Genomic DNA, 13,727 nt, shown 5'->3' with positions numbered 1-13,727 from the left:
GCCCAGCCCCGACGCACAGGACGTGCTAGTGCCGACGAAGACATAAGGACGTGGCGGTTTTAGTCGGCCTCGAGGTCATAAGAGGCAGGTGTTCTTCCTGCCCCTCTCCGGACTTCCACAGGATGTGGTGACGTCAGCGTTCGTCACAGGACGTGACGGATTTTAGCTGAGGGTCCTTACTTGGCCCCCCTACGAGGTGCGACCGGAGGCCAACAGGATGTGGGTCAGAACGACGAAGAAATAACGATGTGGCGGTCTTAGTCGTTCTTCTTTACTTGCAGGGCGCTTGCGCTTTTCTAATGAATCAAGGGTTTAACACAAATTTTATCATAGTGCCCATTTAATATCATGTCTGCGGATCCTCGGCTAAAAATCTGCCACGTCCTTATATCTTCGTCGGCGCTCACTTCCTCTACGTCGAAGCTAGACATCTATCAAAGTTAAAAACTAATCTTTTATAGGGACAGACTACCTGGCAGCTTCTACCCTTCATTCTTCCACTTTTTCCGCTAGATACTCCCAGCGCTCCATCATGTTTTCAAGCCTTTCGTTCAGTTCATTCTCTTCGTCCGAAAGATCCTTAACTTTCCCATAATCACTGCCAGCCGCCGCCATTTCTTTGGAAATAGCGCCTAGCCTCTCTTCAATCTCTTGCATCTTGTCCTCGATTTCTTCCCATTCCTTTGCTTCTTTAAAAGTGAGCTTCTTCTTCTTTTTATTCTCATTCGCCGGCGCAGATGTTACAGATGTTGACTTTACACTAACAGGGGCCGTGGCTGCAGCGGCTGCTTTCGATTCCTCAAGAAAATCGGAGAATTGTCCATAAAATAAGTCGACAACCCCATCGCCCTTAAATACAAACAGCTGGCTGCACGTCTTATCAAGGAAATAGCGATCATGCGAAACCGTGATGACTACTCCTGCAAATGATTCTAAGTAATCCTCTAACACTGTGAGGGTTTGGGTATCCAGGTCATTTGTCGGCTCGTCCAGCAGCAGTACGTTTGGAGCTGACATCAGGATTTTCAATAAATAAAGCCGTCTCTTTTCGCCGCCGGAAAGCTTTCGAATCAGTGTTCCATGGGTATTCATTGGGAAAAGGAATCGCTCGAGCATCGTCGCCGCAGAAATGTAGCTTCCGTCTTTAAGCGAAATCGATTCTGCCGTTTCCCGAATATATTCAATCATCCGCTGGTTTTCATCCAAGCCTTCATTTTCCTGAGTATAATAGCCTAGCTTAACGGTTTGCCCGATTTCGATTTCCCCATTATCTATCGTTTGTGTTCCTGATAGAATATTTAACAGGGTCGACTTTCCGGTACCGTTACTGCCGACAATCCCAATCCGGTCACCCGGCTTGAACAAAAAAGAAAATCGATTCAAAATCGGCTTGCTTCCGAACGATTTTGATATTTCTTTCAGTTCCAGTACTTTTTTCCCAAGCCTTGAACCGCTCAATTCAATTTCGAGGTTTTCCTTCGATTTTTTATTTTTCAAGTCATCATCTAATGTTTCAAATCATTGAATCCTTGCCTTTTGTTTCGTTGACCGGGCTTTTGCACCGGCTCGAATCCAGGCGAGTTCTTTTTTGAACAAGCTTTCCTTCTTAGACCGCTGGAGGGACTCATTTTCTTCGCGGATTGCTTTGCTCTCAAGGAAGTCGGCATAGCTGCCTTTATATTCATATAAATTCCCCTGAGAAATCTCCCAAATTTTGCTGGAAACACGATTAAGGAAGTAGCGATCGTGGGTCACGAATAAAACAGATTGCTGGTATTTGTCCAGATAGTCTTCCAGCCAGGTAATGCTATCGAAATCCAAGTGGTTTGTAGGCTCATCCAGAATTAGTAAATCCGGGTTTTCAATCAATGTCCTGGCAAGTGCTGCCCTTTTCTTTTGCCCGCCTGACATTTCAGAAAGCTTTTTGGTGAAATCATGCAGTCCGAGTTTAGTCAGAATTGATTTGGCGTCGGCACTTGTATCCCAGGCATTGGTTTCGTCCATGGACTGTTGCAGCTTTATTAGCCGTTCCTGTGTGGCCGTATGTTCGGGATTGCTTTGCAGAAGCAGCAATGTTTGTTCATAATTCTTTATCAAGGAAAAGACCGGAGTATCAGCGGCAAATAAATATTCAAGCACAGTCAGTTCTTCGTCAAAGACCGGGGCTTGTGATAAATAGGAAATCGAGTAGTCCTTTGGATGATCCTTTGTGCCTGCATCGCTTTCCTCAAGTCCGGAAATAATATTCAACAACGTGGACTTCCCGGTGCCATTCACACCGATAATCCCAATTTTGTCTCCTTCCGTTATAGAAAAGGAGATATCCTTGAAAATTTGTTTCTCACCTTGCATTTTTTCAAGCTTCTCCATACTGAACACTTTCATAATCTAACATCCCATTCTTCATAAAATTGCTGTAAAAAACGATTCATAAAATCATGGCGTTCGGCTGCGATCTTTTTTGCCGTGCCGGTATGCAGCATATCTTTTAATAATAACAGCTTCTCGTAAAAATGATGAACGGAAGTACTATTGCCTGAACGGTATTCCTGTTTCGTCATATTCTCCCTGACTTCAATGGAAGGATCATACATTGGCTGTCCCTTTTTACCACCGTAAGCAAAGGTCCTCGCGATTCCGATCGCTCCTATCGCGTCAAGGCGGTCCGCATCCTGCACAATCTTTGCTTCAATCGACGGAAGCTCGGAAATTCCTGCACTGAAGGAAATCGTGGAAATAATCTTAGTAATCGCTTTTTCCCGATCTTCAGACAATTTTATCTCTTTGAACCAGTTCATGAGAATATCCAAACCGGCCTCTTCATTTTCATGTAACTTACCATCGGGAATATCATGCAAAAGCGCCGCCATTTCGACGACGAATAAATCCCCGGAATTTTCCGTATGAGCGATGTGCAAAGAAAGCTTTCGTACCCGATCAATATGAAACCAGTCATGGCCGCTCGCATCATTGCCAAGCTGGTTTTTTACGAACTCCTCAGCCTTCTGTATATAAGATTGATTCATATCATTCTCCTTTTGGGGTATCGCTACTATTTTATCATGAGTATGATCAATGAAAAGGAAATTGGGTTGATAAACAGAAATAAAGAAAACTCGTCGATTGACGAGCCGTAAGGCGGAGATTAGACGTAGTTAAAAAGGAAAGTTTATCCTTTCCTTTCTGCTAACAAAGAGGATGGCTTAACAGGTGGAAAAAATCCTCGTAAGCCATCCTCTTTTTTGCTGTTATTCATTATCTTGAAACCAGCTTAGGCCAATCGTGCGGTCTCCTGCATGGACACCGATTGCAGTGCCCAATGGATAGATGTGAAGGTTCAGATCTGGATTGGTTTCAAGGATTGTTTTTTTCAAGCCGTCTGCCTGTTGAGGCGAGGATCCGTACAAAATGCAGCATTCCTTTACCGTTCCTTTTATGCATGACACCGAGAAATGATCGATGAGTAATCGTTCGGCCCTCTTTTCACTCCTGACTTTCGTTTTTATTTCCAAGGCTCCGTTTTCAATGGTTACGACCGGTTTAACATTCAGAACGCTCCCCAGTAAATATTGGGTGCCCGACAGCCTGCCGCTCCGATGCAGCTGTTCAAGGCTGCCAATCATCACATAGGTTTGATTGCCGTCTCGGTAACTTTCCGCTCTATTAAAAGCTTCCGATACCGTGCAACCATTTTCAATATCACTCATGATCTTTTTTAGTAGAATGGTCATCGGGAAGGATATGAGCAAAGAGTCGAATACATGGACAGGAATGGACACCATATCAGCTGCCTGTATGCTTGACGCAACCGTTCCGCTCAGCCTGCTTGAAACATGAACCGAAATAATACGGTCATAATCACGCGCCAGTTTCTGATACAGTTCCAGAAAGGTGCCGACAGATGGCTGTGATGTTGTCGGGACTATCTTTTTTTCCTTCATCAGCTTAAATAACTCTTCAGGCATTATATTTTTGCCGTCTTGATATTCTTTACCGTTTATAATCACGACCATCGGAACGACGTAAACATCGGGATTTTTTTTGAGGTCCTCATCAAGAAAACCAGTGCTGTCGGTGATCCATGCTATTTTTTGTCGCATGCGCATCCCTCCCTAATCCTGATTTCATTATATTTCGATGTAAGGCATTTGTATTCCTTTACTTGAAAAAAATGAACCATATAAGAGTTTGAATTTTACATCCATGGTTGCGGTAATCATGCAAGTTTTAGAATTTTGGAACGGATTTTGTTTTTTTGTAAAAAAGTATCGATTCTGCCAAATAAAGAGGTCTCCTTCCGTTTAATCAGGAAGGAGACCAGCTGTTAAAGCAACTTCTTTATATCGCTTTCGATTTCAAGCGGTTTGGTTTGTGGTGCATATCTTTCTACGACGTTTCCCTTGCGATCAATCAAAAATTTCGTGAAGTTCCACTTTACTGCTTTTGAACCCATCACTCCCGGGGCGTTTTCGGTCAGATAGTTAAACAGTGGATGGGCATCCTTTCCGTTCACATCGACCTTCGCAAACATGGGGAACGTTACACCATAGTTCAGCTTGCAAAACGAGTCGATTTCAAGCTCGTCACCGGGTTCCTGGGCGAGAAATTGATTACACGGAAATCCCAACACGGTAAACCCTTTGTCTTTATTATTTTCATAAAGGTTTTGGAGCTCTTCATATTGAGGAGTTAAGCCGCATTTGCTCGCTGTGTTTACAATCAGAAGTACTTCATCTTTATATTGACTCAATGGTATTTCTTCACCGTCTATCTTTTTTGCCTCAAATTCATAAACAGACATCGCTTATTTCACTCCCCATTGTTTTGTATCGTTATATTACCCTTTACATGGATGTGAAAGCAATTTTAAAACTCTCCATTTAGACTTTCAAGCATCTCCAATGAATCTACCATGTAGTCTGTCATCATCAGCAAATCGTCCATTTGCTCTTCTTTCACTAGCCTGCCGAAGGAAACGGAAGCAACGGTATACGAGGCATGGCTTCCGCCGGCTTTCGAATATTGCACAGTACTGCTTACGTCTATAATTCTTTCTTTACCCCAAATGGTTTCGAGAGAACCAATCAATTGTACCGCTTCCTTTTCGTCCATTCGACAGGGCCATGTGAAACGGACAGTCACCGCACTTCCTGATTGCGAATCCGATTCCCTTTCCAGAAGCTCGGATGCCAGGTTTTCTATAGTAGCCTCCAGAAGAATGCTAGACCTACAGGTAAGATGATCTGGAAGACTGATTTCAATTTCATATTGTCTGGAGAGCGTAGAAAGATTTACAAGATCCTTTCTGTTTGTAACAGTGGCTTTGCCGTCTAATTCTTTATCGTAGATCGCGCCCTCCAATACGACTTTCATGTTTTCAAATGCGGTCGGATCAAACATGGCCGTTTCACCTCTTCTAAAAAAATTACCGTTTAGCGCTTAAAAGAGCCCAAGTGCATTTCCGGAATCATCCACATTCATATTCATCGCAGCCGGCTTTTTCGGCAGGCCTGGCATGGTCATGATGTCTCCGGTCAAGGCGACGATGAAACCAGCGCCAATCGACGGTTTTAAAGAACGAACCGTTATGACGAAATTTTTAGGGCGTCCAAGCTTGAGCGGATTATCTGAAAGGGAATACTGCGTTTTCGCCATGCAGACAGGCAAATCGGACCAGCCTTCTTTCTCAAATTGAAGCATTTGTTTTGTTGCTTCCAAACTGAACTCCACATCGGTAGCGCCATAAACCTTCTGCGCGACCGTCCTGATCTTTTGTTCCAAAGTATCTGAAAGGCTATATAGCGGTTTAAAGGTTTTTTGATTATTTTTAATCACACCGAGCAGTGTGTTTGCCAGTTCGACTCCGCCATTTCCGCCTTTTTCCCAAACCTCTGTCATCGCAAAAGGAATACCGCTCTCTTTACATAGCTTTTCAAACAGCAGGATTTCCGGGCTGCTATCAGTGCTGAAGCGATTTAAGGCTACGACAAAAGGCAAACCGAATTCATTGATTGTCTCAACATGCTTCTTTAAATTTTCAAAACCATTTTGAAGCGAGGATAAATCCTCATTGACCAGCTCTTCTTTGTTTAACCCTCCGTGCATTTTCAAAGCTCTAAGCGTCGCTACAATCACGACCGCTTCGGGTTTAATCTCGGCACTCCTTGCCTTGATATGCAAAAATTTCTCTGCGCCGAGGTCCGCTCCAAAACCAGCCTCAGTGACGACATAATCAGCAAGCTTTAAAGCCGCCTTGGTCGCGATTACACTGTTGCAGCCATGGGCAATGTTTGCGAAGGGGCCCCCGTGTATTAGGGCTGGTGTATGCTCGATCGTCTGGACAAGATTTGGCTTTATCGCATCCTTCAGCAACAGTGTCAATGCACCCTCTACCTGCAAATCCCCGACAGTCACCGGGTTTTGCACGTAATCATAAGCGATCACAATTTTTGCCAAGCGAACCTTCAAATCCGCCAAATCATCTGCCAGACATAGAATAGCCATGATTTCTGAGGCGACAGTAATATCGAACCCATCTTCTCTCGGGGTTCCATGCGCGGGGCCTCCCAAGCCGACGACTACATTTCTAAGAGCACGGTCGTTCATATCGAGCACTCGTTTCCAGACGATTCTGCGCGGATCAATTTTTAGATCGTTTCCTTGCTGCAGATGGTTGTCAATCAACGCGGCTAACGCATTATTGGCAGCCGTGATCGCGTGGATGTCGCCAGTGAAATGCAAATTGATTTCATCCATTGGGAGGACTTGGGCATACCCTCCTCCAGTCGCTCCACCTTTCAATCCCATAACAGGTCCAAGCGAAGGTTCACGCATAGCGATCATCGCTTTCTTGCCGATTTTATTTAAAGCATCCCCAAGCCCTACGGTCACGGTAGACTTTCCTTCACCCGCTTTTGTCGGATTTATCGAGGTGACCAATATGAGTTTACCGTCATCTTTCGTCTTAAGCTTCTTCAGCATATCAAAAGAAAGCTTTGCTTTATATTTTCCATACAGCTCGATTTCTTCTTCACCAATCCCGATTTCTGCTGCTATTTTCTGGATGTTTTTCATTTCGGAACTCAGAGCGATTTCAATGTCGCTCTTGAAAACTGTCTTTGACTTCATTGACCATTTCTCCGCCTCTCGACTAAACTATTAACATTTTATCACTTTACGCTGATTCTAAAAGGAAATACCAATATTTTTTCTAAATGGGTGCGGTAGCGCACTAATTTATATATAATGGACATAATGCAATTTTGAATTTTCGGAACAGGGGGTATATACATGCCGATTAAAATACCGAGTCAGCTGCCTGCAAAAGAAATATTGGAAAACGAAAATATTTTCGTGATGGATGAAGAACGCGCAAGCAAGCAGGATATTCGTCCTTTAAATATCATAATCTTAAATTTAATGCCTGAAAAAGAAAAAGCAGAGGCTCAAATCCTCCGCTTTTTGGGAAATACACCGATCCAGGTGAATATTTCTTTTATGCGGTTATCCTCCCATGAATCAAAGAATACGAGCAGGCTGCATTTGGATCAATTTTATAATACATTTACGAATGTGAAGGATAAGAAATTCGATGGCATGGTCATCACCGGTGCCCCGGTTGAAAAGCTGGAGTTCGAAGAAGTGGACTACTGGAATGAACTGAAAGAGATCATGGACTGGACAAAAGGGAATGTGACATCAACTTTACACTTATGCTGGGGGGCCCAGGCGGCGTTGTTCCATCATTTTGGCATAGGTAAACACGCGCTTCCGCAAAAATGCTTTGGCATTTTCGAGCATGACGTCCTTCTGCCGAACACCAAGCTTGTAAGGGGCTTTGATGAAACCTTTCTGGCTCCGCATTCAAGGCATACCGACATCGACATCGGGAAGCTTGAAAACCATGACAACCTGCTGATTGTGTCTAAATCTCCACAGGCAGGGATATTTCTATTATCATCAAAAGACGGCAAACAAATCATGGTTACCGGCCATCCTGAATATGATGTGGATACACTTTCCGTTGAATACTATCGCGATCTTCAAAAGGGAGTGCCTATCCAGTTACCGGAAAACTATTTTCCTGATGATGATCCGGATAAAAAACCAGTTTATCGCTGGAAAAGCCATGCAAGCTTACTATTCTCTAATTGGCTCAATTATTATGTATATCAGGAAACACCATATGAATGGGATTGATCTGATCGAAAAGCGAAAGCGCCCTGCAAGTAAGGAAGAACGACGAAGACCGCTACGTATGTCTACGTCGGCACTTGTACGTCCTGTACGTCGTAGCTAGACATCTTCCAAAGTATTTTAACAATAAATCTATCGAGCACAAATCCGGATCATCGAGCAAAACATCCCCGCCAATGATTGAATCGGCAGGGATGTTTTTTGTATTAGCTCTGATTAAATTGCTCGTTCGCTACGGTTTTCTTAAAAATAAACAACCACATAAATGATACAGCCTGACGCAATTCCTTCGATAGGTCGGCAAGTTTATCAACATCGACGCCTCGTTTTTCTACGCCGGTATCGGCAACCAGTTCCCAGCCATTTTCTATCGCAAGCTGTTCAAACTCCCATGACTGCATCGAATTGATGATGACCTTTTCACCATACAATCTTTGGTAACTGTTATTTATTCTTGGTGCGGCGGTCGGTCCCAGAATACCGAAGCAGGCGTATCCTTCTGGCTTTACAATTCTTTTGATTTCGCTCAAAGCTTGAAGCGGAGACTCTGTCCATTCTATAGAATTGATGGCCATCACTCCATCAAACTCTTCATTCGGGAAAGGCAGTTTAGCGAGGTCTCCCCGGATGAAGGATAAATGGCTGTTGTCAGCGGCTCTTAGATTGGCCGCTTCTATCATTTCACTGGAAATATCCAGTCCGATGACTTCGTAACCGCTTTTGGCAAGCATCAGTGAACCGTATCCGTCACCACATCCGAGATCACTTACTTTCCCACCTTCGGGAACATACTTAGAAAAAAACGGAATGATTTTCTTACGGCTTCCTTTGTCCCACATCTCACGCGAATTACTGGCCCACTTGCCGGCGAAAGAATCCCATTTTCTTTCGGCCTCTTGATGCCAGCCGTCTCTATTCATTGCCACCTCTCCTTTCCTTTCAGCCAAAAATAAGCCGGTTTTCTCGGCTTATTCTTCCTCTTCGGTTTCATTCATTTTTTGGATCGCTCTTAACTCTTCCACCCTTTTCGGGGATTCTTCAAAAAACTGCACGAGATCGCCTATTCTATCAATGGCGTCCCAGCTTAAATGATGTTCAATTCCTTCAACATCCTGGTATATATTTTCTTCCTTCACCCCGATTAACCGTAACATCTGCTCCAGTAAATCGTGCCGGTATACAAGCCGTTTGCCGATCTTTTTTCCGTTTGGGGTCAATACGAGACCGCGGTATTTTTCATAGACTAAGTACTTTTCCTGATCAAGCTTTTGAACCATTTTCGTCACAGAGGATGGATGTACGGACAGGTTTTCCGCAATATCGGAAACACGCGCATACCCTTTTTCTTCTATTAGTAAATATATTTGTTCTATGTAATCTTCCATACTCGGTGTAGGCATCCCGAATCCCCTCATTTCAAACGTATATCATAAGAATTTTACTATAATATCAAACTTGAAACAAGAATCACCTCACTCCACCATATTACTTGACGGGATAATATCCTGGTACTATGCTTATTAATAATGGAAAATTCTGAATATACGTTTAATGATGTATTAAAGGAGGATGGTATCGTGTGGTCATTTCCATGAAAAAACAAATGGATCAATTGATACGGCAAGCCGCTTCCATCATAAACACCCATAAAGGCGATATTCAAAAGGAATGGGATTATGTATTTTATCGCATCAACCAAAATCAACAGCTGATTGACTCCGAACCCAATGGCCGGGAACAGCTTAAACTTATTCCGGAATTATTTTGGAAGCATCTTCCGAGCATTTGTACAAATGACGCCGATCCTGTTTTCAGACAGTTGCAAGCGGAATGGTCCAATCATAACGAACATCCATTCAACTCTCAAAAGCTCATTTTGATTTTTACCATGCTGGAAAATGCCATTCACAAGGTCATCGGTAAAAATAACACGTTTGAATTTCATGTTCATCAATCCATCCAACATCTGTTTTCATTAACCGTTCAATCTTTTCTTTCAAAGACAAAAACAGAAATGATAAATGTAGATTATTTCGTCTCGCATTTGTTTCAACAAAAAGAAAATCATTTCCTTTGGGCTGCTAAAATCGTAAGCGATGAGATTGGTTTCCGAATTGTCAGCTTCACTTCTCATCAAAAGCTTATCATAGATGACACATGGAAAAATATGATCATGACGCTGCAAGGTCCATCACTCACGCTTCTATCCGATGCGATACTCCGTCTGCTTAACTGCTCAACTCCTGTTAACGAGCTGGAGGTCTTTCCGTTAACCGCGGGCACGGATACTTATTTATTTTGCATCCATAAAAGCGATGGGGAGCATATAAAGCCCTTTTTTTCACTGTCTCTGCAGCTTTTGCAGCAAAATGAAGATGTATTTCAAAATATGCAGATGACTAACGAATGGAAGGATTCACTCATCCTTTTTGATGAATGGATTATGCTTGCGAGGAATTTTGAGGAAGCCGTAGACAAAGTTGTAAACGGTTTCGTAAATTACTTGCCGTTTAAACGGGCTGCTTTATTTTACTACACGGAAACGGAAAATGGTGAGGAGATCGGCATCGGTGTGATGGGCCATAAAATTAATACGAATGATATTAGGAGAATTAATGAAAACTTAAACAATCTCCCTACGATCAAAAAGAAGATGACACATGTGCAGCCGATTTATGTATCAAATGCGGAAGTGATTCTGCCAGAGAAATTTGTAAAACAATTTGAATTAAAATCACTCGTCCTTGCCCCAATCTACAGTGCTTCCAACAACCAAATATGGGGCGGCGTATTCTTGGATCAAGGGGAAGGAAATACATTCGAGGTATCCGATTCAGTTCTATCTGTAATCACAAAATTCGGCCAGCATGCCGGTGAAATTCTGTCCAAATATTCCAGCAATCTTGAAAAGACGTGGTCATCCCCTAAAAAAACATCACTCAAAGATAGGGAAATAGAGATACTGCGTTTACTGGCCGATGGGAAAACAATCGATGAAGCAGCTGATCTGTTGTTTCTAAGTAAATATACAGTAAGAGATTATATCTCTGAAACAATGAAAAAGCTGGATGCACAAAACCGGGCCCACGCTATTGCTATGGCGATTCGCCAAGGTCTAATATAAGAAAATGTTAAAGCCTGGGGGCAAATGCCCCGTATGGCTTTTTTTATAAAATCAAGGTATAAAGTGGAAATTAATACATGAGCTTTTTTTTAGAAAGCTTGTTTATTTCTGCTTGATTGACCGAATTTCCCTTATTAATGAACTCATTCTTATCGTCTGGCTGTTCCAGACGGGCAACTAGCTTATTAAGATTTTCTTCCATCCTTAGAAGGCGCTCTTCCATTTGTTCGAGCTTTGATTCATCGCCCTGCATTTCCTTTGCAGCCGCAATCATTTCGCCCGACCTCGCTTTGACCAGCTCCTGCCAACGATCGCCGATATCGTATTTGGTTTTCAAAAGCCACATCACGATATCCTTTGTTGAATAGTCATCAAGGAACACATCTCGAATCGCGTCTCTAAACGTCTCCCTTTTACCCGGGGTGCCATGGTCTTTACCATCCAGCAGATGTTTTTCAATGATTCTACTAATTTGGGGGTTATTCGGGCCCCCGCTTTGTGCATAAAAGGCTTGGATCCGCTCATTCATTGTCTTTTTTTCCTGCTCATTTCGCATGCTGATCCTCCTATACGATTACGTACTTTACACAAATATGCTAATACCCGCTAAAAAAAGGACCTTGTCTTTCTCGTCCTCCATATCCGCCACAATAAATAGAGGCCTAAAACCAAACCAAGCGCAAGTCCCGTACTGGCGATGGCAGCCTTCGTCAAACCAAAGAACTCGACATCCGGCATATTGCTCATAATTAAGCCGGTCGCAATGATAATCGAAGCAACGATCATCGTTAATGCCAGGCGGTTCATGATTTGATTCGCCATGTTCTCCGTCCGTTTGTCCACCCGCATTTGCATATTCATCCGGAAATCGTTGTAATAGAAGTGTTCCAGAATTTTATTGATTCTGCGCGGCATGGTGCCAAACATTTTCACAAACTCGGTAATCCAAGTGGCATTGGCGCGATAGTTAAACCTGCGGCCAATGACTCCCTTCATCACTGCCGTATCCGCGGATTCCACGACATGATGGTAGGAAACTTCCGGACAAATCCATCTTGCTGTGCCTTCAGTGGCAGAAAACGCTTTTGCCCAGAGCGCCAAGCCGTTCGGGATTTTACAATAATTCATCATCCCAATATTGATCAGCTCCAGCACCAGCCGGCCCCAATTATATTTTTCTCCCTGGGTTGAGTTTACATAGTTTAAAAACATCGCGCGATACTGATCCCTTAATTTGATTGTATCCGTGTATATGGTTGGCATCACGACATCCATCGCACACTCTGCCGCATCTTCCGCCTGGTTCAAGCGGGTGTGCATTAAAAACCGGAAAATAGCCTGCGTATGCATCGTATCCATCTTTCCGATCATTCCCCAATCAATCGGCACCGCCTTTCTCGTTTTCTTGCAAATTAGTATATTAGAGCCGTGCGCATCGGCATGGTAGTTTCCGTTCATAAAAGACTCGATATAATAATGGGCCAGGTCGAGCATGATCTGCAATCGCTCCTCAAACGTAAAAAAGTCGACCGGAAAATCTTTAATCGTCCATCCATCAATGAATTCCATGACAAGCACATTTTTTGTAGCGAGGTACACATCAGGTCCGCGGAGCCATTCAAAACGATTCTCGGCTATTTTATGGTGTTCTTCCATTGTCCGGGCTTCCCGTACCAGGTTTAATTCATCCATGGAACCGCCGTAATAATCATTCAACAGCTCATTTAAATCGAGAGAAGCCGCCATTTCCACCGGCAGTTGCTTTTGCAAACGCCGGGCCCATTTCTTAATGATCGAAATATCTGTCTGAAACAACTTTTCAACAGTTGGGCGAAGCACTTTTACGGCTGCGTCCTCGCCTGTTTTCAGGCGGGCGCGGTACACCTGGGCAAGTGAAGCGGACCCAATCGGTTCAGCATCGATCGATTCAAATGTATCAAGTCCTTCAGGAAGCTCCGTTTCCAGTATATATTTAATATAGTCAAAATGAATCGGGGGTACTTTATCAAGCAGTGATTCCAGCTCCAATGTAATTTCTTCAGGCAAGATATCATTCCTCGTCACCAATACCTGGCCGAGCTTGATGAACGTAGGCCCCAAATCCTCAAAGACCATCCGCATCCGTCTGCCAATCTTCTGGAGCTTTTCACTTTCCTCGGGGGAACGATTCCGTTTTCTAAACAGGCGAAAGATGCTTGAATCATTAAGAATATAGCCAAGTCCATGTTTGGCGATGACTCCGACAATCTTCCTTTGCCTCTTTGCCTTAGAAATTTCCGCTTTGTACTTGTCAATTTCCCGTTTGATTTGTTCCATTTCCGCTGCGGTTAGCCCAAAAGCTCTTTTTTCAGCTACTTCCATCAAACAGCCTCCTTTTTATAGGTGCCTGGCCCCAGGCCGTAATGGG

General features: G+C 43.4%; 11 protein-coding genes and 1 pseudogene. 2 read left to right on the top strand and 10 right to left on the bottom strand.

What is annotated here, in order from left to right; translation table 11 throughout:
* Nucleotides 1-489: 489 nt before the first annotated feature.
* From D0463_RS14800 to D0463_RS14775, 6 genes and pseudogenes are all read right to left on the bottom strand, one after another.
* A pseudogene (locus D0463_RS14800) lies at nucleotides 490-2,385 on the bottom strand (ABC-F family ATP-binding cassette domain-containing protein).
* Nucleotides 2,382-3,026, bottom strand: coding sequence for an HD domain-containing protein (locus D0463_RS14795; protein ID WP_117308159.1), 645 nt, complete (start codon nucleotides 3,024-3,026; stop codon nucleotides 2,382-2,384). The pseudogene D0463_RS14800 and the gene D0463_RS14795 overlap by 4 nt, the downstream one beginning before the upstream one ends.
* A gap of 222 nt (nucleotides 3,027-3,248) precedes the next feature.
* A complete protein-coding gene (locus tag D0463_RS14790; RefSeq protein WP_160118448.1) occupies nucleotides 3,249-4,100 on the bottom strand; it encodes a DegV family protein in 852 nt (283 codons plus the stop codon).
* 224 nt (nucleotides 4,101-4,324) lie between these two features.
* Nucleotides 4,325-4,801 carry a glutathione peroxidase gene (locus D0463_RS14785; protein WP_117308157.1) on the bottom strand — a complete coding sequence of 159 codons (477 nt, stop codon included), beginning with the start codon at nucleotides 4,799-4,801 and terminating at the stop codon, nucleotides 4,325-4,327.
* Between the two features lie 65 nt (nucleotides 4,802-4,866).
* Nucleotides 4,867-5,400, bottom strand: a complete 534-nt coding sequence (locus D0463_RS14780; RefSeq protein WP_117308156.1) for a hypothetical protein — start codon at nucleotides 5,398-5,400, stop codon at nucleotides 4,867-4,869.
* A gap of 39 nt (nucleotides 5,401-5,439) precedes the next feature.
* Nucleotides 5,440-7,128, bottom strand: coding sequence for a formate--tetrahydrofolate ligase (locus tag D0463_RS14775; RefSeq protein ID WP_117308155.1), 1,689 nt, complete (start codon nucleotides 7,126-7,128; stop codon nucleotides 5,440-5,442).
* A gap of 162 nt (nucleotides 7,129-7,290) precedes the next feature.
* Here D0463_RS14775 and metA point away from each other — a divergent pair, with 162 nt between their 5' ends.
* A complete protein-coding gene (metA, locus tag D0463_RS14770) occupies nucleotides 7,291-8,199 on the top strand; it encodes a homoserine O-acetyltransferase MetA (RefSeq protein ID WP_117308154.1) in 909 nt (302 codons plus the stop codon).
* A gap of 203 nt (nucleotides 8,200-8,402) precedes the next feature.
* Here the strand turns inward: metA and D0463_RS14765 are convergent, their stop codons facing one another.
* Nucleotides 8,403-9,116 (bottom strand): class I SAM-dependent methyltransferase, encoded by a 714-nt coding sequence (locus tag D0463_RS14765; protein WP_117308153.1) that lies wholly within the window; start codon nucleotides 9,114-9,116, stop codon nucleotides 8,403-8,405.
* A 48-nt stretch (nucleotides 9,117-9,164) separates the two neighbouring features.
* Nucleotides 9,165-9,596 (bottom strand): transcriptional regulator MntR, encoded by a 432-nt coding sequence (mntR, locus tag D0463_RS14760; RefSeq protein ID WP_117308152.1) that lies wholly within the window; start codon nucleotides 9,594-9,596, stop codon nucleotides 9,165-9,167.
* Nucleotides 9,597-9,775: 179 nt separating this feature from the next.
* On the opposite strand from mntR, the gene D0463_RS14755 reads away from it, so the two are divergent.
* On the top strand, nucleotides 9,776-11,320 hold the full coding sequence (locus D0463_RS14755) for a response regulator transcription factor (protein WP_117308151.1): 1,545 nt from the start codon (nucleotides 9,776-9,778) through the stop codon (nucleotides 11,318-11,320).
* Between the two features lie 70 nt (nucleotides 11,321-11,390).
* On the opposite strand, the gene D0463_RS14750 is transcribed toward D0463_RS14755, so the two are convergent.
* Nucleotides 11,391-11,876 (bottom strand): hypothetical protein, encoded by a 486-nt coding sequence (locus D0463_RS14750; RefSeq protein ID WP_117308150.1) that lies wholly within the window; start codon nucleotides 11,874-11,876, stop codon nucleotides 11,391-11,393.
* Between the two features lie 50 nt (nucleotides 11,877-11,926).
* Nucleotides 11,927-13,681: an ABC1 kinase family protein gene (locus D0463_RS14745; protein ID WP_216824905.1), complete on the bottom strand. Its 1,755-nt coding sequence runs from the start codon at nucleotides 13,679-13,681 to the stop codon at nucleotides 11,927-11,929.
* Nucleotides 13,682-13,727 lie beyond the last annotated feature (46 nt).

Origin of the sequence: Bacillus sp. V59.32b (genome assembly GCF_003429085.1) — a bacterium.
Classification (GTDB): domain Bacteria; phylum Bacillota; class Bacilli; order Bacillales; family DSM-1321; genus Peribacillus.
This window is presented reverse-complemented; position numbering and strand designations above follow the sequence as displayed.